Source organism: Saccharopolyspora halophila, assembly GCF_039531955.1.
GTDB classification, from domain to species: domain Bacteria; phylum Actinomycetota; class Actinomycetes; order Mycobacteriales; family Pseudonocardiaceae; genus Saccharopolyspora; species Saccharopolyspora halophila.
In genome coordinates this window covers 285473-303014 of the sequence record NZ_BAAARA010000002.1, presented here as the reverse complement: position 1 = coordinate 303014, position 17542 = coordinate 285473, and the positions used below count along the sequence as shown (strand labels likewise).

17 protein-coding genes are annotated in these 17542 nt (G+C 69.7%); 7 read left to right on the top strand and 10 right to left on the bottom strand.

Annotation, left to right across the window (positions count from 1 at the left end; translation table 11 throughout):
* Window positions 1–49: 49 nt before the first annotated feature.
* The 5 genes from ABD289_RS04280 to ABD289_RS04260 all read right to left on the bottom strand — a co-directional run bounded on the left by ABD289_RS04280 (window position 50) and on the right by ABD289_RS04260 (window position 5114).
* Entirely contained in the window at window positions 50–370 is a 321-nt protein-coding gene (locus ABD289_RS04280; protein WP_344126732.1) for a GroES family chaperonin, read from the bottom strand.
* A 209-nt stretch (window positions 371–579) separates the two neighbouring features.
* Window positions 580–2427: an NHL domain-containing thioredoxin family protein gene (locus ABD289_RS04275; RefSeq protein ID WP_344126730.1), complete on the bottom strand. Its 1848-nt coding sequence runs from the start codon at window positions 2425–2427 to the stop codon at window positions 580–582.
* A 174-nt stretch (window positions 2428–2601) separates the two neighbouring features.
* Window positions 2602–3147: a type 1 glutamine amidotransferase domain-containing protein gene (locus ABD289_RS04270; protein ID WP_344126728.1), complete on the bottom strand. Its 546-nt coding sequence runs from the start codon at window positions 3145–3147 to the stop codon at window positions 2602–2604.
* A 69-nt stretch (window positions 3148–3216) separates the two neighbouring features.
* On the bottom strand, window positions 3217–3612 hold the full coding sequence (locus ABD289_RS04265; RefSeq protein ID WP_344126726.1) for a YunG family protein: 396 nt from the start codon (window positions 3610–3612) through the stop codon (window positions 3217–3219).
* 311 nt (window positions 3613–3923) lie between these two features.
* Entirely contained in the window at window positions 3924–5114 is a 1191-nt protein-coding gene (locus ABD289_RS04260; protein ID WP_344126724.1) for an AAA family ATPase, read from the bottom strand.
* Between the two features lie 214 nt (window positions 5115–5328).
* Between ABD289_RS04260 and ABD289_RS04255 the strand changes: the two genes are divergently transcribed.
* The gene (locus tag ABD289_RS04255) at window positions 5329–5802 is read left to right on the top strand and encodes a hypothetical protein (RefSeq protein ID WP_344126722.1); all 474 of its coding nucleotides are present in this window, start codon (window positions 5329–5331) and stop codon (window positions 5800–5802) included.
* A 45-nt stretch (window positions 5803–5847) separates the two neighbouring features.
* Here the strand turns inward: ABD289_RS04255 and ABD289_RS04250 are convergent, their stop codons facing one another.
* Entirely contained in the window at window positions 5848–7125 is a 1278-nt protein-coding gene (locus ABD289_RS04250; protein WP_344126720.1) for an acetyl-CoA C-acetyltransferase, read from the bottom strand.
* A gap of 120 nt (window positions 7126–7245) precedes the next feature.
* On the opposite strand from ABD289_RS04250, the gene ABD289_RS04245 reads away from it, so the two are divergent.
* Window positions 7246–8577, top strand: a complete 1332-nt coding sequence (locus tag ABD289_RS04245; protein WP_344126718.1) for a 3-oxoacyl-ACP reductase — start codon at window positions 7246–7248, stop codon at window positions 8575–8577.
* Window positions 8578–8836: 259 nt separating this feature from the next.
* Entirely contained in the window at window positions 8837–9670 is an 834-nt protein-coding gene (locus ABD289_RS04240; RefSeq protein ID WP_344126716.1) for a MaoC/PaaZ C-terminal domain-containing protein, read from the top strand.
* Window positions 9671–9825: 155 nt separating this feature from the next.
* On the opposite strand, the gene ABD289_RS04235 is transcribed toward ABD289_RS04240, so the two are convergent.
* Window positions 9826–10485 carry a TetR/AcrR family transcriptional regulator gene (locus ABD289_RS04235; RefSeq protein ID WP_344126714.1) on the bottom strand — a complete coding sequence of 220 codons (660 nt, stop codon included), beginning with the start codon at window positions 10483–10485 and terminating at the stop codon, window positions 9826–9828.
* Between the two features lie 291 nt (window positions 10486–10776).
* Here ABD289_RS04235 and ABD289_RS04230 point away from each other — a divergent pair, with 291 nt between their 5' ends.
* The 3 genes from ABD289_RS04230 to ABD289_RS04220 all read left to right on the top strand — a co-directional run bounded on the left by ABD289_RS04230 (window position 10777) and on the right by ABD289_RS04220 (window position 12724).
* Complete coding sequence (locus ABD289_RS04230; protein ID WP_344126711.1) at window positions 10777–11328, top strand: SCP2 sterol-binding domain-containing protein; 552 nt, start codon at window positions 10777–10779, stop codon at window positions 11326–11328.
* Window positions 11329–11762: 434 nt separating this feature from the next.
* A complete protein-coding gene (locus ABD289_RS04225) occupies window positions 11763–12035 on the top strand; it encodes a hypothetical protein (RefSeq protein ID WP_344126709.1) in 273 nt (90 codons plus the stop codon).
* Window positions 12036–12247: 212 nt separating this feature from the next.
* Entirely contained in the window at window positions 12248–12724 is a 477-nt protein-coding gene (locus ABD289_RS04220; protein ID WP_344126707.1) for a pyridoxamine 5'-phosphate oxidase family protein, read from the top strand.
* 57 nt (window positions 12725–12781) lie between these two features.
* On the opposite strand, the gene ABD289_RS04215 is transcribed toward ABD289_RS04220, so the two are convergent.
* Genes ABD289_RS04215 through pdhA form a run of 3 tightly spaced genes read right to left on the bottom strand, consistent with a single transcriptional unit; the run spans window position 12782 to window position 16402 of the window.
* Window positions 12782–14149 carry a dihydrolipoamide acetyltransferase family protein gene (locus tag ABD289_RS04215; RefSeq protein ID WP_344126705.1) on the bottom strand — a complete coding sequence of 456 codons (1368 nt, stop codon included), beginning with the start codon at window positions 14147–14149 and terminating at the stop codon, window positions 12782–12784.
* A gap of 10 nt (window positions 14150–14159) precedes the next feature.
* On the bottom strand, window positions 14160–15176 hold the full coding sequence (locus ABD289_RS04210) for an alpha-ketoacid dehydrogenase subunit beta (RefSeq protein ID WP_344126703.1): 1017 nt from the start codon (window positions 15174–15176) through the stop codon (window positions 14160–14162).
* Complete coding sequence (gene pdhA / locus ABD289_RS04205) at window positions 15176–16402, bottom strand: pyruvate dehydrogenase (acetyl-transferring) E1 component subunit alpha (RefSeq protein WP_344126701.1); 1227 nt, start codon at window positions 16400–16402, stop codon at window positions 15176–15178. Before pdhA ends, ABD289_RS04210 begins: the two co-directional genes overlap by 1 nt.
* 469 nt (window positions 16403–16871) lie before the next feature.
* Between pdhA and ABD289_RS04200 the strand changes: the two genes are divergently transcribed.
* Window positions 16872–17501 (top strand): GOLPH3/VPS74 family protein, encoded by a 630-nt coding sequence (locus ABD289_RS04200; RefSeq protein ID WP_344126699.1) that lies wholly within the window; start codon window positions 16872–16874, stop codon window positions 17499–17501.
* Window positions 17502–17542 lie beyond the last annotated feature (41 nt).

Here is a 17542-nt window from a genome sequence, read left to right as displayed (position 1 = left end):
CCTGCGGTGGGGGCGTTGCGCCCGCTTCGCCGGGGGTCCGGCTCGGGGACTACAAGTACAGACCCGTGCCCTGCTCGGTGTCCTGAGTGGCGACGGCGTGCAGGTCGCGCTCGCGCATCACGAGGTACGCCTGGCCCTGCACCTCGAACTCGTACTGCTCATCGGGGTTGAACAGCACCTGATCACCGACCTTGACGGTGCGCACGTGGCTGCCAACGCCGAAGACCTCACCCCAGATCAGCCGCTTGGCCACCTGGGCGGTCGCCGGAATCACGATGCCGCCGTTACTGCGGCGCTCCCCGGTGTCCGGGGAGATGCGCACCATGACCCGGTCGTGCAGCATCTGGATCTCGAGCTTGGCATCGGTCACCCGAAAAGTTTACTTGCCCCCAACGGATGACCAATCAGCAAGGGGGTATGTATCGAGGTTTTCGACCCGATGCCGGTTACGCGTCCTTTTCGCATTTCACGACGTTTCAGGTGACCTGTGATGCACGAAGCTCCCGGCCACGGCGGGTAGCGGCCGCCTCTACCACTACCCGACCGGGTCATCCGACTCATGACGCGTAGACGCCGCGGTCAGGCGTCCAGACCACCCATGACGAGCGGCAGGCGCGCCGGGCCATCGGGGCTGACCTTGATCGGGACGCCCCAGTCCTGCCTGGTCAGCCTGCAGGCGGGGTGCTCGATCGTCTCGTCGTCATCGCAGCTGGCGGCCTGGGCGGCGACGACGTGCAGGACGCCGTCGGTGATGCCCTCGGCCAGCACCAGCCTGCGCGCGAGGTCGGTGCCCGCACCGGCGCCTTCGACCAGCAGCTCCTCCGGGGTGGAGGTGATCTCCAGGCGGGTGGAGGGCCCGTAGCGCTCGTCGAGCTTCGTCCCGGGCGGCGGGGTGAAGACCACCTCGAGCTCGACCTCGCCGGAACCGATCTCGGTAGCGGGCCGCTTGACCTGCTGCGATCCGCCGTCGATCAGCTTGGCCGCGAGTCCGGGCGGGACCGGCCGCTCCAGCCGGTGCGCGGCGGAGGCGACCACGACGAGCTCCCCGTCGACAACGGCCGCGCCCGAGGGCTCGGACACGTGCGTGGCGAGCGTGGAGACCTCCTCGGTGGCGGGCTCGTAGCGGCGAACGGCGCCGTTGTAGGTGTCGCAGACGGCGATCGAGTCGTCCGGCAGCACCGCCACGCCCAAGGGGTGCTGCAGCAGCGCCTCGCCCGCGGGACCGTCGGCGTGACCGAAGTCGAACAGCCCGGTCCCCACCGCGGTGCGCACGGCGAATCCGTCCCCGTCCACCTCGACCCAGCGCAGCGCGGAGGTCTCGGAGTCGGCCAGCCACAGCCGCTCGCCCCCGGCGGCCAGCCCGGACGGTTGCGCGAAGAACGCGTCCTCGGCGGCCCCGTCCCGGAGCCCCTCGACGGTCGTTCCCGCGAAGCGCCGGACCCGCCCGGCGATCGGGTCGAACAGGCCGAGCGTGTGGTTCCCGGCCATCGCGATCACCACGCCACCGGCGGGCTCCCACCAGGCGACGTCCCAGGGGCTGGTCAGCGGGGTTTCGGCGGCAACCCCGGCGTCCTCGCCGTCGCGCCATTGCTGACCGGTCCCGGCCAGCGTGCTGACCCGGCCGTCGGAGAGCCGCAGGCCGCGCAGCAGGTGGTTGACGGTGTCGGCGACCACGACGTCGTAGCCGACCCGCTCGGCGACCTCGGCGGGCAGCCGGGTCAGTCCGGCCGGTTCGGAGAACTCCGGCTCGGTGCCGTCGGTCCACCCGCGCGAACCGCTCCCGATGCGGCGCAGGACGGTCTCGCCGTCGGCGGCGAACTCCACCAGCGAGTGGTTCGCCGAGTCCGACACCAGCAGGTTCCCGTCCTCCAGGGCCAGCACCTTGCCGGGGAAGCGAAGCGTGGTCTCCGAGGCGGGCGGCGGCACGTACGGCCCGTCGCCGCGGTGCAGGGTTCCCCTGGCCTCGTGCTCGGCGATCACCTCGGTGATGACGCTGCGCAGCGCCTCGACGTGCCCCTCACCGGCGGCGACGTGCACGACGTAGCCCTCGGGGTCGACCACCGCGAGCGTCGGCCAGGCCTTGACCGCGTAGTTCTGCCAGCTGCTCAGCTCCGGGTCGTCGAGCACCGGGTGGTGCACCTCGTAGCGCTCCACGGCTGCGGCGAGCGCGTCCGGGTCGGCCTCGTGCTCGAACTTCGGCGAGTGCACGCCGACGGTGACCAGCACGTCGGAGAACTCGTCCTCCAACGGCCGCAGCTCGTCGATCACGTGCAGGCAGTTGATGCAGCAGAAGGTCCAGAAATCCAGGACGACGACCTTGCCCCGGAGATCGGCGAGCTGCAGCTCCTTGCCACCGGTGTTCAACCACTGCCGTCCGGCCAGCTCGGGTGCGCGAACCCTGGCGCGACGCTTCTGCTCAGCACTCACATGAGCAGTCAACAACACCGCACGCACGACTGTTCCCCGGGGACGCGCCCGGGAGGCCAACCTCACGCGACCCACGCGGCCGTCTCGCGCGCAGCTCCCCACCGCCGGTACTCGAGGTGGTCAACGACCTGACAGTTTTGCCTAAAACTGTGAGTCCCCTGCCGCCGGCATCGCTCAGCTGGCGGCGATGGCCTTGATCACCGCGTCCTGGAAGGCCGCCAGGTCGTCCGGGTTGCGGCTGGTCACCAGGTTGTCGTCGACGACCACCTGCTGGTCGGTGACCTCGCCGCCCGCGTTGCGGATGTCGGTGCGGATGCTCGGGTACGACGTCAGCTGCCGCCCCTTCACCACGTCGGCCTCGACCAGCGTCCACGGGCCGTGGCAGATCGCGCCGACGGGCTTGCCCCCGGTGACGAAGTCGCGGACGAACGACACGGCCGTGCCGTCGCGTCGCAGCTGATCGGGGTTGATGGTGCCGCCGGGCAGCACGAGGGCGTCGTAGTCGCTCACCGAGACCTGGGATACCTCGCGATCCACCGGGAAGCTGTCGCCCTTGTCGATGTCGCCGTTCATCGCCTGGATCTCACCGGCCTGCAAGGAAACGACCTCGGCCTGGCCGCCGGCCTGCTCGATGGCCTTGCGCGGGCTCTCCAGCTCGACCTGCTCCACACCGTTGGTGGCCAGGATCGCGACCTTGCGACCGTTGAGCTCGTCAGCCATGTCCAACCTCCTTCAGGGGTAGCCGGTAGTTCGAATACCCACGCAAGAGGACACCTCAAACCGAGGTGATCAGCCACCACAACTCGCGCCCGAGAGAATCGCCAAGACTCGCTGGCGGAGCGTTCGATACTCGCCGTCGAGTCGGTGAACACCGGTCGGCCGGGCGACGGGTTCGCCAGGTCCGACGAGCTCATCTAGGGCAAATTGCTCGCGCGTGAGGTCGAGTTCCAAGCCATCGCCCAGGCGATTCCACCAGTGGTGGTCGGACAGCCGACCGTCGCGGTGAACGTCGCCGCACATCAGGTCACCGCCGAAGAAGTCGTGCAGCACCAGGGCCGTCGTGCCGCATTGACCGCCGGCCGGGTTGTCGGATCGCCAATCCGCGACGTCCTCGGGCGCGCAGGTATCCGACCCCCAGGAGGACCGGAGCGCTCGTTCCACCTCGACCAGAGACCAGAGAATCATGCGAGCAGCATGCCGGGCACCACCGACGTTCCCGGCGCTTGCGGAGACCGGGAAGGGGGACACAGGCCCCGGAAATTGAAAAGCCCCGCGATGCTGCCAGGTCGGGGGTCCGACAGCACCGCGGGGTCATCCTGGATATCGATGCCCACCCTGCGTTCGTTACACAGATTGGGAGGTGTGCCTTAGGTCACATATATTCACTCGTAACGGCAATGGTTTTGCACTTTTCGTGTCGATTTTGGTCCGCAACTCGCGCCGTATTCAGCTGTATAAATCCAGAGCTATACGGCGGTAGAGAGTCCGATCGGACGCTAGTCCTGAGTGAGCAGGTAGCGGCCGAAGTGCGGGACCGTGAAGGCGATCTGCCCGCGCTCGCCGGAGTAGACGAGCCCCTTCTTGATCAGCGCGTCGCGCGCGGGCGACAGCGAGGACGCGCGGCGCTCGAGGTACTCCGCGATGCGCGCCGTCGGCGCCGGTTCGTCGCGGCCTTCGACGAGTTCGGCCATCGCGCGCAGGTACTCGCGCTCGGCGGGCGTGGCGCGTTCGTAGCGGGAACCGAAGAAACCGACCGCGAGCTCCTGCTCGGCCTCCGGAGCGGCCAGGCGGACGTCTTCCTCCGCGATCTCCGAGCGCACGGCCGCGTCCCAGGCGGCCTTGCCGTAGGCCTGCACGAAGTAGGGGTAGCCGCCGGAGACGGAGAACAGCGTGTCCAGCGCCTCCGAGGTGATGCCCGCGTCCTCGCGCTCGATCGGGGTGACCACCGCGTGATCGGCGTCCGAGCGATCCAGGCGATCGATGCGCACGTAGCGGAACAGCCGCTCGGAGTACGACTTGCTCGCCGACAGCACCGCAGGCACGTGCGGCAGCCCGGCCCCGACGACCACCAGCGGAGCACCGGACTGCGAGAGCTCGTGGCAGGCCGCGCACAACGCGGAGACGTCCGCGGGCTGCACGTCCTGCATCTCGTCGATGAGCAGCGCGATGCCGGTGCCCACGTCCGCGGCCAGCTCGGCGACCTCGGTGAACAGCTCGACCAGGTCGATCTCCATGTCCCCGGAGTCCGCGCGCCCCTGCGCGGCGGGGACGTCGATGCCCGGCTGCCAGCGGTCGCGCAGCTTGGCGTCCTGCGGGTTGGCCTTGAGCGCGAAGGCCTTCAGCACCGAGAGCACTTCCTCGACCCGGTCCGGGGCGCGGTGCTTGACCGCCAGGTCCCGGATCGCCCGGTGCAGCGCCGCCGACAGCGGGCGCCGCAGCCCCGCATCGGGCCGAGCTTCCACCTTGCCCGCGCCCCAACCGCGGCGAACCGCCATCGAGCGGAGTTCGCCGAGCAGCACGGTCTTGCCGACACCGCGCAGCCCGGTCAGGACCAGACTGCGCTCCGGACGACCGCGCGCGACGCGTTCCAGCACGATCTCGAAGGCATCGACCTCCTTGTCCCGACCGGCCATCTCGGGCGGGCGCTGACCGGCACCGGGCGCGAAGGGGTTGCGGACGGGGTCCATAGCTCTGGGACTGTATCGACTTCTCTAGCCCTGAACCGATACTTCGCCAGAAACCCGAATCCCGCGTGTCACCGATCGGGTCGTATTTGGATTTCTATCAATATCCCTAGAAAACCGAATACAGCCCGAGGGAATCATCGGCTCGCCGTGGCACGCCCGAACGCGCAAGTGCGCTGACCACTGGTCTCGACGCCGAACGGAAAACATTCCCGCCATGAACCGGAACCGAGCCCTCCTCGTGCTGCCGTTCGCGCTGTGGCTCGTCGTCGCGTTCACCCTGCCCGGCGTGGCATGGCTCGTCGGAAGCTGGATGACGTTCGTGACGCTGATCGCGACGATCGCGTTGGCCCGGCAGCGCAAGTCGGTGCGTCCCACCACGTGGATCGGACTCGGGTTCGGTTTCGCCCTGCTGGTCACCGCGCTGCTCCTCGGCCCGCAGCCCGCCGGACGGGTGGCGCTCGCTGCGGGTGTGCTCGTCACGTGGACCTCGGCGGTGCGGACCGACCAGCACTTCTACCGAGCGCACCACGAACTCGACCACCGGCTGCCGCGCAGCGACCTCCGGGGCGTGTTCAACCGGGGAGTCGCGGGACCGACCGCATCCCGTCGGTCCCGCGACGATGACGAGCGAGGGAACCTTCCTGTCGCTCCACACATGAAGAAGGGAACCTTCCTGCCGCTGAAGTGACAGGAAGGTTCCCTCGCTCGCTTCTCGGCCCCGCGGGGGCTCGGGTCAGCGCTCGATGATCGCTGTGAGGCCCTGGCCGCCCGCGGCGCAGACGGAGACCAGGCCGCGGCCGGAGCCCTTCTCCGACAGGAGCTTGGCCAGGGTGGCCACGATGCGGCCGCCGGTGGCGGCGAACGGGTGGCCCGCGGCCAGCGAGGAGCCGTTGACGTTGAGCTTGGCCGGGTCGATCTCGCCCAGCGGCTTGTCGCGACCCAGGCGGTTCTTGCAGAACTCCGGGTCCTGCCAGGCCTTCAGCGTGGCCAGCACCTGCGAGGCGAACGCCTCGTGCACCTCGTAGTAGTCGAAGTCGCCGAGGTCGAGGCCGTTGCGGTCCAGCAGCTTCGGCACCGCGTAGGCCGGGGCCATCAGCAGGCCCTCGTCACCGCTGACGTGGTCGACGGCGGCCGGTGCCGCGTCGGTCAAGTAGCCCAGCACCGGCAGGTTGTTGGCCTCGGCCCATTCCTCGCTGGCCAGCAGCACGGTGGAGGCGCCGTCGGTCAGCGGGGTGGAGTTGCCCGCGGTCATGGTGGCGCCCTCGCCCGCGCCGAAGACCGGCTTGAGCTTGCCGAGCTTGTCGACCGAGCTGTCCGGGCGCAGGTTCTGGTCCTTGGACACGCCCAGGAACGAGGTCAGCAGGTCGTCGAAGAAGCCGCGGTCGTAGGCGGCGCCGAGCCTGCGGTGGCTGCGGGCGGCCAGCTCGTCCTGCTCCTCGCGGGAGATTCCCCAGGCCAGCGCGGTCTTCGCGGCGTGCTCGCCCATCGAGAGGCCGGTGCGCGGCTCGGAGTTCTGCGGGATCTCCGGCACCACGTGGCTCGGGCGCAGGCCGCCGAGGGCCTTGATCCGGGCGCCGGTGGACTTCGCGTGGTTGGCGTTGAGCAGCACCCTGCGCAGGTCGTCGTTCACGGCGATCGGGGCGTCGCTGGCGGAGTCGACGCCGCCGGCCACGCCGACCTCCAGCTGGCCCAGCGCGATCTTGTTGGCCACCGAGACCACGGCCTCGAGGCCGGTGGCGCAGGCCATCTGCACGTCGTGGGCGGGAGTGCGCGGGTCGAGCTTGGAGCCCAGCACGGTCTCGCGCGCGAGGTTGAAGTCGCGGCTGTGCTTGAGCACCGCGCCGGCGACGAACTCGTCGATAGTCTTGCCGGACAGGCCGAAGCGGGCAACCAGCCCGTCCAGCGCTGCGGTGAGCATGTCCTGGTTGGAGGCGCTGGCGAACGGACCGCCGGATCGCGCGAACGGGATCCGGTTGCCGCCGAGGATCGCGACTCGCCGAACGGTGGCCATGTTGACTCCCTCGTTGCTGCTTCGTTCCTGGCCAATCTAACCTACCCGCGGGTAAGTTAGCCGTCGAGCGGCAGCCTGACTTTCGTCCACCAACCACATTGACCGTCGCGGGAGCGCCCCATGACCGACCGATACCAGCAGTTCACCCAGTCCTCGCTCGGGCGGCAGCTGACCAAGCGGCTCGGATTGCCGCAGCCGACGCCGCTGCGCCGCTACCAGCCGGGTGAGCCGCTGCTCACCGGGCCGGTGCTCATCGGCGGCAACGGCAAGCTCTGCGACGCCATCGGCAACACGCTGCGCGAGATCGGCGCCGCGGCGCACAAGGACCCGGCCACCGGCGAGCGCTACGCCGCGCTGGTCTTCGACGCCACCGGTATCGAGAACAGCGAGCAGCTGCGCTCCCTCTACGACTTCTTCTCCGCCTCGATCAAGCAGGTCGACCGCTGCGGCCGGGTGATCGTGCTTGGCACCCAGCCCGAATCGCTGAGCGACCCGCGCGCGGCCACCGCGCAGCGCGCCCTGGAGGGCTTCACCCGCACCGCGGGCAAGGAGCTCAAGCGCGGCGCCACCTCCCAGCTGGTCTACGTCGCCGACGGCGGCGAGGGCGCGCTGGGCTCGACGCTGCGGTTCCTGCTCTCGGGCAAGTCCGCCTACGTTTCCGGGCAGGTCATCCGCATCGGCGCGGCCAAGGTCCCGGCGACCGACTGGGAGAAGCCGCTGGCGGACAAGGTCGCGCTGGTCACCGGCGCCTCCCGGGGCATCGGCGCCTCGATCGCCGAGACGCTGGCGCGCGACGGCGCGCACGTGGTCTGCCTGGACGTGCCCGCGCAGGGCGGCGAACTCGCCGAGGTCGCCAACAGGGTCGGCGGATCCACCCTGCAGCTCGACATCACCGCCGAGGACGCGCCCGCCAAGCTCGCCGAGCACTTCGACGAGCGGCACGGCGGCCTGGACATCGTGGTGCACAACGCGGGCATCACCCGGGACAAGACCATCGGCCGGATGACCGCCGCGCAGTGGGAGTCCGTGATCGCGGTCAACCTGAGCTCGCAGGAGCGCATCAACGCCAAGCTGCTCGGCGAGGGCTCGCCGCTGAACGAGGGCGGCCGGATCGTCTGCGTGTCCTCGATGAGCGGCATCGCGGGCAACGTCGGCCAGGGCAACTACGCCACCTCGAAGGCGGGCGTGATCGGTCACGTGCAGTCGCACGCGCCGCTGGCCGCCGAGAAGGGCGCCACCATCAACGCGGTCGCGCCCGGCTTCATCGAGACCAAGATGACCGCGACCATCCCGCTGTTCGTGCGCGAGGCCGGCAGGCGGATGAACAGCATGTCGCAGGGCGGCCTTCCGGTCGACGTCGCCGAGACCATCGCCTGGTACGCCAACCCGGCGTCCTCCGGGGTCAACGGCAACGTCGTCCGCGTGTGCGGCCAGAGCCTGCTCGGCGCCTGAGGAGACGTTTCAGCGCGGGGGTTTGCGTGGCGGTGCGGGTGGTGGAACCTGCCGCGCCGCGTGGCTGAGTCCCGCACCGCGTGCGGCTACCACCGCATACCGCGAGGACCCTAAGAACCCGTCTGCTCGGTGTTGCGGGCGGCGAACGACCCGCCGCCCGACCGCGGAACCGCCCGACCCGCGAGTCGCGAGCCGCCGGGCCGGGCAGCGGGTCCACCGCTCGCGCCGGATCAACGACAGGCACTCAGAGGAGGCCGCAATGCCGGAACTGACCACCGCGCCGAAGCTCGGCGCGCTCTACTTCAAGGCGGCCGCGACCGGCCCGACCCGACGGGGCGAGACGCTGCCGGACACCGAGTACGTGCGGCACGGGATCACCATCGACCGCGCCGAACTGGCCGAGTACAACCGGGTCTGCGGTTTCGGGCTGCGCGACGAGCTGCCCATCACCTACCCGCACGTGCTGTCCTTCCCGCTGTCGGTGCAGCTGATGACCGACCGCGAGTTCCCGTTCGCGCTGGTCGGGCTGGTGCACGTGCGAAACCGGATCCGGCAGCACCGGCCGGTCCTGGTCACCGACGAGCTGAGCCAGCGGGTCCGGGTCGCCGACCTGCGGCCACACCCCAAAGGGCTGCAGTTCGACGTGGTCACCGAGACCAGCGTCGGCGACCAGGTGGTGTGGGAGGAGATCTCCACCTACCTGCGCCGCGGCAAGTCGAACCCGGACGCGCCGCAGGGCGAGCGCCGCGAGATCGAACCGGGCGCGCCGTCCGGCACCTGGCGGGTGCCCGGTGACATCGGGCGCGCGTACGCGAGCGTCTCGGGCGATCAGAACCCCATCCACCTGCACCCGCTGACCGCCAAGGCGCTGGGTTTCCCGCGCGCCATCGCGCACGGCATGTGGTCCAAGGCCCGCTGCCTGGCGGCGCTGGAGGGCCGGCTGCCGGACGCCTGCACGGTCGAGGTCGACTTCGCCAAGCCGCTGCTGCTGCCGTCCAAGGTCGACTTCACGATGCGGCCCAACGGCGATGGCTGGGACTTCGCCCTGCACTCCCGTTCCGGAAAGCCCCACCTCACCGGAACCGCGGGCTGACCCTCGGTCGCGCCCGGAACCGCTCGGCGATCTCCGCGCGGTTCCGGGCACGGCCGCCCGCCGGGCTCAGGGGTCGTTCGAGTACGCGGCGGCAGCCGCGTGCGGTGCGGGGCTCAGCCCGCACCGCCACGCCAACCCCGCACCGAAGCATCTCCTCAGGCCTCGCCCTGCGGGTGCCAGGTCTTTCCCTCCACGAGCTCGCCGAAGCCGAGCCAGAGCAGGTTCATCAGGCGTCGGGCCATGCCCTCGGCGGTGTGCTCGGGGTGCTGGAACCACCACTCGACCAGCGCCTCGCCCGCGCCGACCAGCGCGGCCGCGAAGGGTTCGGTCTGCTCCGGCTGCATCGGCTGCTTCTGGTCTTCGGTCGCCTGGGCCAGCAGCGCGGTGATCAGTTCGGTGGCGCGGTCCCGCCACTCGGTGAGCTCGACGACCTGGGGTTCGCCGGAGACGTCGCCCTGCCGGTGCAGCAGCCGCCAGCCGTCCTTGTTGCAGCGCACGTACTCGAAGAACAGCTGAAGCCGGTTCCACAGCTGATCGGCCGGAGTCAGGCCCGACTCGACCTCGACGCCGATGGCCTCCACCAGACGAGCCGCTTCCCGCCGCACGCACGCGATGAACAGCTCGTCCTTGGCGCCGAGGTAGGCGTACAGCATCGGCTTGGAGATGCTGGCCGTCTCGGCGATCTCGTCCATCGAAGCGTTGTAGTAACCGTGCTTGGCGAACACCTCGACCGCGGCGTCCAGGATCTGGCGTTCCCGGACCTCTCTCGGCAACCTCCTGGAACGGGGGCGTTCGTCTTCCCGCTGATCGACCATCTCACCTCTTACGCACTGGAAAATCTCGATCAGGTTAGTCGAGTGCCCCGTCGAACCGCGATTGCTTGCCCGCCAACCTACTCCTACGTAGACTTACTCTTCAGTAGTTAGGGTCCTCGCGGGACCGCAACTCCCACCGCTGCCGGTTCTGACGCGTCGTGCGGCGAGGACAGCCGCGACGCCGCGCAGGACGGGCTGCTCGAGGAGCGGATCCCGCAGCCGCACGACGCGTCAGGTTCCGCCACCGGCACCGCCACGCGAGCCCCACACCGAGATATCTCCTAACTGGAGGTGGCAGCGTTGCCTCGGCCTCAGGACGACCCCATCACAGCGCTCGGCGAGACGGACCCGAAACGGCTCGGCCGCGATGAGTTCGTGACGCTGCTGGAAGCCGCCTCCGCACCCGATGGCGACGGGACCGGCCTCTCCGCGCTGCCCCCGGAGCAGTTCGCGCGGATCGTCTCACGGGCGACCAGCGAGCAGCTCAAGGCCGTGCTCGGGCGGCCCGAGCTGCGCGAGAAGATCCTCGAGGAGGTCTTCCGGCGGATGCGCGAGCACTACACCGGCGGCGAGGCCGCCGGAACGGTGCGCTGGCGCGTCGACACCGGGGACGACCTGCTGCGCTGGGAGTGCGAGCTCGCCGGCGGCGAGTGCACCGTCTCGAAGGGCTCGACCGCGGGCGAGCCGCGCACGACGTTGACAATGCCACCGCTGGAGTTCATCAAGCTGGCCGCCGGCAACACCTCGCCCGGGAAGCTGCTGATGACCGGCAGGCTCAAGGTCTCCGGCGATCTCACCTTCGCCGCCGCGCTGCCGAAGCTGTTCCGCATCCCGCAACCCTGACGTCAGCTCGAGCCCGCCGTATCCGCCCCCCAACGGTGGACCTCCTGCTGATGATGGTCGGCCCGTCTCCCACCTCGGGACGGGCCGACCACCCCCGCTCGGGTTACATGCGCGTGAGCGGAGGGTTAAGGGCGCTCGTGTCGTATGACACCGTGCGGAATTGCACATTTCAATCGCGTGTTCAACCCTTTGGCAGGCAGGATCACTCCGGCCAACTGGCCGTTCGGGAGGGGCGGGTGCAGCATGCGCGTGGGCAAGGTGTACCAATCCCTAGGCCGAATGGATGAATGACTGGCGTTGTCGCGTCATGCGGAGCGACAGTGTTCGTCCCACCGGCGAGCGCGGGCGCAAGGAGCCCGCAGTTCGTCGGCAGAGCTCTGCGGGGAGAGCTCGAAGCTCGACCAACGCTTCGAAGAGAACGGGAGGGCGAAGCGGTGAAGAAGTTGAACCCTGAGGCAGAGACACCGATCTTCCAGGAGTTGAACAAGGAGCTCGGCGATCTGCCGGAGATCGACATCCACGACTTCGACCAGCACGCGTTCGAGTTTCTCCGCGAGTACGACGAGCAGAAGTCCGAGCAGGACACCACGGCGACGGCCGAAGCCGAGGAGTCAGCGGACGAGGAGACCGGCGAACCGGTCGCCGCGGCCGCGGGCAGCGGTTCGGGTGGCTCTCGTCGCGGCGGGCGCCGCCGCAAGGGGAGCTGACGCGGCCGCACCGAACGCGGCCGCTGCGTGAGCGGCCCCACCAGACCACCGGCGCGAGACGCCGGGATGCAGGTGTCGGATCTTCGAGAGCTGGCGCGAACGACGCTTGAGAAGACGAGACGCGGCGAACGGCCCGTTTACCTCCGGGGGGATGGTGAACGGGCCGTTCGTCGTGTCGGTCCGCTGTCGGTGGCCGATGTCATCCTCCGGCCATGGCTGACTGGCAGGAATTCGCCGCGCAGGCACCCGAGCTCGCCACGACCGTCCGCGGCCGACTGGAGGCCGCGCGGCATCACGTGCTGGCCACCCTGCGGGCCGACGGCGCACCGCGGGTCAGCGGCACCGAGGTGGCCTGGCACCGCGAGCAGTTGACCATCGGCTCGATGCCCGCCGCGCGCAAGGCCCGCGACCTGCAGCGGGACTCCCGCTTCGCACTGCACTGCAACCCCGGCGACGGGTCCATGACCGGTGCGGACGCCGACGTGAAGCTCAGCGGCGCGGCGATCGAGGTGACCGGCGACGAGCACGCCGCCCGGCTGGCCGAGGTGCAGCCACCGGACGCCGCCGCGCACCTGTTCCGGCTGGACCTGACCGAGGTCGTCAGCACGGCGGTCGCCGACGACCAGACGCATCTGGTGATCACCCTGTGGACCCCGGCCGACGGGCTGCGCACGTTCCGGCGGACATGACGAGGGCCTCTCCCGGAGCGGAAGAGGCCCTCGACGCGGTGCTCAGCGGGTGAGCGCTCAGTAGGTGATCGCCATGCTGGGGTCGGCCAGCATGGCGCCGACATCGGCGAGGAACTGCGAGCCCTGCTGCCCGTCGACCACCCGGTGATCGAAGCTCAGCGCCAGCTGGCAGACCTTGCGCGGCACGACCTGCCCGTCAACCACCCACGGCATGTCCCGGATCGCGCCGAACGCCAGGATCGCCGACTCACCGGGATTGATGATCGGGGTTCCGGTGTCCACGCCGAACACGCCGACGTTGGTGATCGTGATCGTGCCGCCGACCATGTCCGCAGGGGCGGTCTTGCCCTCCCTGGCCGTTTCGGTCAGCCGCTCCAGCGACTCGGCCAGCTCGCGCAGTGACATGCCGTCGGCGTCGCGGACCTTGGGCACCACCAGGCCGCGCGGCGTGGCGGCCGCGATGCCCAGGTGGATGTAGTCCTTGTAGACGATCTCGCCGGCTTCCTCGTCCCACGTCGCGTTGACGTCCGGAGTCCGGCGGGCGGCCAGGCACAGCGCCTTCGCCGCGAACGCCAGCGGCGTGACCTTCACGTCGCTGAACCTCGGATCCGACTTGAGCTTCGCGCGCAGCTCCATCATCGGCGTGACGTCGACGGTGAGGAACTCGGTGACGTGCGGTGCGCTGAACGCGCTGTCCACCATCGCCTGCGCCGTCGCCTTGCGGACGCCCTTGACCGGCACCCGCCGCTCGCGTTCGCCGCTGCGCACCGGGGCGGCCGGAGCGGCCGTGCCCTCGGCCGCCGCCCGGACGTCCTCGCGGGTGATCACGCCACCGGACCCGGATCCGGCCAGCGAGCGCAGGTCGACACCGAGATCCTTGGCCAGCTTGCGCACCGGTGGCTTGGCCAGCGGGACGTAGCCGCCCTCCTCGGTCTTCGGCGTGGCCGCGACCGGCTCCGGCTGGACCGGCTCCGGCTCGGGGCGCGGTTCGGCGGCGGCCGGAGTCTGCGCCGCGGGCGCGGTCTTGTCCTTGCGCGGCCTGCGCTTGGCCGAGGACGTCCGCGGGCCGTAGCCGACCAGGGTCGCGACCCGGCCGTTGGACTCCTCGCCGATCTTCCCGGAACCGCTCTCGCCCGACCCGCTCTCGGCGGGCTGGGCCTCGGGTTCCGGCTCGGGCTCGGCGCCCGCCATGTCGATGGTGATGATCGGTGCGCCCACGTCGACCGTCTGACCGGGCTCGGCCAGCAGCTCGCGGACGGTGCCCGCCCACGGGCAGGGCAGCTCGACCGAGGCCTTGGCGGTCTCGATCTCGACGATCGTCTGGTTGACGGTGACGTTCTCACCGGGCTGGACCTTCCAGCCCACGATCTCCGCTTCGGTCAGCCCTTCGCCGACGTCGGGCAGCGGGAATTGCTTGACTGCCATGAAAGCCCCCTCAGTACGCCAGCGAACGGTCGACCACGTCCAACACCCGGTCGAGGTCGGGCAGGAAGCTCTCCTCCAACTTCGACGGCGGGTAGGGCGTGTCGTACCCGGTCGCGCGCAGTACCGGGGCCTCCAGCGAGTAGAAGCACTCCTGCTGCACCCGGGCGGCGATCTCGGAGGTCACCGACGACTCGGCGGCCGCCTCGCTGACCAGCACCAGCCGACCGGTGCGCCGCACCGACTCGTACACCGGCTGCAGGTCCAGCGGGGAGAGCGCGCGCAGGTCCACGACCTCGAGCTCCTGGCCGTCCTCGGCCGCCGCGGTGGCGGCGTCGAGGCAGGTGCGCACCATCGGGCCGTAGGCCGCGACGGTCACCGCGTTGCCGGGCCGCACCACGCGGGAGCGCAGCAGCGGCATCGGTTCGACGGAGGTGTCCAGCTCGGACTTCTCGTAGTAGCGGCGCTTCGGTTCGAAGAACAGCACCGGATCGTCCGACTCGATGGCCTGCTGCAGCATCCAGTAGGCGTCCACCGGATTCGAGCAGGACACGACCTTGAGCCCGGCGACGTGCGCGAAAAGCGACTCCGGGGACTCCGAGTGGTGCTCCACGGCGCCGATGCCGCCGCCGAAGGGCACGCGGATGACGATCGGCATCTTGACCTTGCCCTGGCTGCGGTAGTGCAGCTTGGACAGCTGGGACACGATCTGGTCGAAACCGGGGAAGATGAAGCCGTCGAACTGGATCTCGCACACCGGGCGGTAGCCGCGGATGGCCAGGCCGATCGCGGCACCGATGATCCCGGACTCGGCCAGCGGCGTGTCGAGCACCCGGTGCTCGCCGAAGTCCTTCTGCAGTCCGTCGGTGATCCGGAAGACGCCGCCGAGCTTGCCGACGTCCTCACCCATCATCAGCACCTTCGGGTCGCGCTCCATCGAAGCGCGCAATCCCATGTTCAGCGCCTTGGCCATCGTGACGGTCTGGGTTCCCGACGGGGTGGTCGGGCGTTCGAGCGCGGGCGCGGCCATCAGCTGACACCTCCTGCCACCGCTTCGTCGTCGGCGAATCCGTCCAGGTAGCGCAGGTGATCCTCGCGCTGCGCGACCAGCTGGGGGCTCTCCTCGGCGTAGACCTCGGAGAAGATCCGCTCCGGTGGTGGATCGGGCATGTTGAAGCAGAACTCGCGGAACCGCTCGGCGAGCTCGTCGGCCTCGCCATCGATCTTGTCGAAGAAGTCCTGGTCGGCCTCGTGCTCCCGGATCAGGTAGGCCTTGAGCCGCTCGATCGGGTCCTTGAGCTTCCAGGCCTCCTGCTCATCGGACATCCGATAGCGGGTCGGGTCATCGGAAGTGGTGTGGGCGTCCATCCGGTAGGTGAACGCCTCGATGAGCACCGGTCCGTTGCCGTGCCGGGCCTCGTCCATGGCCCAGCGGCTGACCGCGAGGCTGGCCAGCACGTCGTTGCCGTCCACGCGGATGCCGCGGAAGCCGTAGCCCTCGGCGCGCTGGTAGAGCGGCACCCGGGACTGGCGTTCCGGCGGCTCGGAGATCGCCCACTGGTTGTTCTGGCAGAAGAACACCACGGGCGCGTCGTAAACCGCCGACCAGACCATGGCCTCGTGCACGTCGCCCTGGCTGGTGGCTCCGTCGCCGAAGAAGGCCATCGTGGCCTCGCCGTCGTCATCGCCGACCTTGCCGTCGAAGCGCTGGCCCATGGCGTAGCCGGTGGCGTTCACGCACTGGTTGCCGATGACGATCGTGTACAGGTGGAACCCGGTCGCGATCGGGTCCCAGCCGCCGTGGTCGGTCCCCCGGAAGATGCCGAGGAGCTCGGTCGGATCGATGCCCCTGCACCAGGCGATGCCGTGCTCGCGGTAGCTGGGGAAGGCCATGTCCTGCGGCTGCAGCGCACGACCTGCGCCGATCTGGGCGGCTTCCTGGCCGAGCAGCGGCACCCAGATGCCCAGCTGGCCCTGGCGCTGCAACGCGTTGCCCTCGCGGTCGGCGCGGCGGACCAGGACCATGTCCCGGTAGAGGTCGCGCAGCTGGTCCGCGGAGATGTCGATGTCGAAGTCGGGATGATGGATCCGCTGACCTTCTGGGCTGAGGAGCTGAACCAGGTCAGCTCCACCTTCGCTCGTCGCGCGCAAACCGGCGATCACCTGCTCCCGTGTGGGTTTCGCTGCGGTAGCGGCAGGTGTCTCGGAAGGTGGGTCGCCGGATGGGGTCGCTCGCGTCCATTGCTCGGGGGACATAGGTGATCTCCTCTTGTCGCGCCGAACCGCTCGCTTGTGGCGATTGGCCCGGCTTGCCCCGCAGACCGAACGGTTGCGACCTGGTGGGTCACCCGGTCAGCCCAGCGAGGCGTTGGATCGCTCCCCGCCATCCTGGCATGAAACCCGTCACTTCCGTGAGTCCTGCCACACGGATTCGGATCGATCCAGTGCAGATCCATCCGCCTCCGTGTGACCACCGTAGATCGCCGGAGACGAGGGAGTATCCGCAGGTCATCGAAGTAATGGAAGTCCAACTGATGACTTCCGGACCTTCGCGGTACCGATATTGGGCCGGGTGGGGTGAAACTTCGCAAAAAAGTCCAGTCAAGAAGCCCTGCGCCGACTCGCCCGAACGTGTCGGGGCCGCCCCGCGACGACGCCCTGCGAATTTCAGGCGAACCGCCCTGAATCGGCCCCGCCCCGTCCGCTCCGGTGCCAGAATCCGGACATGAACCAGCTGAGCCTGCCCGAGGAGTTCGTCCTCCTGCTGCACCGGCCGGAGGGCTCCTACTACGCCAGCGACCACACCGGTGCCGCCGAGCTCGGGGAGCTGGTGCTCAACCGCCAGGTCGAGCTGACGAACAAGAAGGTGGCCCCGCTGGCGACCGCCCCGACCGGTCTCGCCTGGGCCGACGACGCGCTCGCCTGGCTGCACCGCAAGGGCAAGCCGGTGCAGGCGGCAACCTTCATCCAGAGCCGGACGAACGCGCGCCGCAGGCACGCGGATGCGCTGGTGGCACGCGGGCTGATGTACTGCGAGCAGAAGAAGTTCCTGTTCATCCCGTACCAGAAGTACTTCCCGGAGCTGTCCACCCGGAACCTGCTGGTCGGGCGGATCCGCGCGGCGGCGCGCAACGAAGTTCCCCTGGACGAGCGCCTGGCCCTGCTGTGCGCGCTGACCCAGGCCACCGGGCTCGCCCCCAAGCTCGGCCTGGACTCGGCCGAGCGCGCCCGGCTCAAGCAGATCAGCAAGGGCGAGCAGGTGGGCGAAGCGGTCAGCGACGTGATCGCGGCGACCATGACGGTGATCGTGGTGGCCGGCGCGGCGGCGGCCGCGGGCGGAGCGGCCGGGAGCTGACCCGTCCCCGCCCGGGGAAACGCCGGTTTCGATCGCCGGGG